Consider the following 1506-nt stretch of genomic DNA (forward strand, 5'->3'; position numbering starts at 1 on the left):
CCAGACGGTATGGGGGTATGGGCTGGGGCCTCGCTCACATGTGAACGTGGGTTACCGACAGGGTGGTCCTGGCCGGTAGAGCCACAAGATGTGGGAGGCCCCAGTGTTACGTCAGCGTACGAGTGTTGGTTTGGATGTGCACGCACGATCGGTGCTTGGGTGTGGGTTAGACGGTGATACCGGTGAGCTGTTCGAGAGGCGATTGACTCCTGATCATCGCGAGATCCTGGATTGGATCGGGTCGTTGCCGGCGCCGGTGGCAGTGGTCTATGAGGCTGGGCCGACGGGGTTCGGGTTAGCGCGGGCTGTCACGGCGGCCGGGATCGAATGTTTGGTGGCCGCGCCCTCGAAGTTGCAGCGTCCCGCTGGTAATCGCGTCAAGACCGATGCTCTTGATGCCCGCCACCTGGCCCGGTTGTTGCACCTGGGTGAGGTGGTAGCGGTGAATGTTCCCGATGAACAGCAAGAGGCCGCCCGGGATCTGGTGCGTGCCCGCGAGGATTGTCGCGCAGATCTGATGGCCGCCCGGCTGCGGTTGTCGCATCTGCTGTTGCGCCACGGGATCGTTTATTCCGGCGGAAAGGCCTGGACAGGAACCCACGAGCTGTGGCTGCGTAGACAGCGTTTCGAGCTCCCCGGGGTGCAGCTGGCCTTCGACGCGGCCTTTGATGCGATGCTGTCCACTCTGGATCGCCGCGACCGTCTGGATCGTGCGATCGCTGCGATGGCCACCGGTTCGGTCTTTACCCCGGTGGTCAACCGGCTGGGTTGTCTGCGGGGAGTATCGACACTCACCGCCTTTGGGCTGGCCGTGGAAATCGGGGACTGGCAGCGGCTCTCGGGCCGATCGATCGGCGCCTATCTGGGGTTGGTGCCTACCGAGAACTCCTCGGGAGCTACCCGTTCTCAGGGTGGGATCACCAAGACCGGAAACAGCCATGCTCGGCGGCTGCTCGTCGAAGCGGCCTGGCATCACCGCAAGCCCTATCGGCCCGGAAAGCTGATCCGTCAGCGCTGGGATGTCGCCTCGCCGGCCGCACGGGCCCGCGGTCACGCCGCAAACCGACGCCTGCACCAACGCTGGGTACGCTTCGACGAACGCAAGAAGCGCCCCATAGTGGCCAATGCCGCCATCGCCCGCGAGCTGGCCGGCTGGTGCTGGTCCCTGGCCACCCTCGACAGCTAACCGCCCCCAAAATGTCCAGTCAGCATCTCGGTCTGTGCAACGGCACGCGAAGACACGAGTGGATCCGCGTTCACGCTGTGAGTAGATTCAGTTGTCCCACAACATAATCCACGCTCGTGCTTGCTAGACCAGCGCACCACTCAACGCCGAAAGTCCCGTCCTGTGGTACCCAACCCACGCATTTCAGACTGACCACGCGTCGACATACTCGACACGCCACGCACCTGACCCACCGCTGACTGGTCAACGAAGCGGCGGCCGCAACGACGGTTGTGGCCCCCGCTTCACCCTGCCCCTTGACAAAATGATTCCCATATCAG

The 1506-nt window shown here is 63.6% G+C and carries 1 protein-coding gene; it reads left to right on the forward strand.

Features of this window, described 5'->3' with window-relative positions; translation table 11 throughout:
- Positions 1-103: 103 nt before the first annotated feature.
- Positions 104-1186: an IS110 family RNA-guided transposase gene (locus BST27_RS30365; protein ID WP_428842049.1), complete on the forward strand. Its 1083-nt coding sequence runs from the start codon at positions 104-106 to the stop codon at positions 1184-1186.
- Positions 1187-1506: the final 320 nt, after the last annotated feature.

This window comes from Mycobacterium intermedium (assembly GCF_002086275.1).
Classification (GTDB): domain Bacteria; phylum Actinomycetota; class Actinomycetes; order Mycobacteriales; family Mycobacteriaceae; genus Mycobacterium; species Mycobacterium intermedium.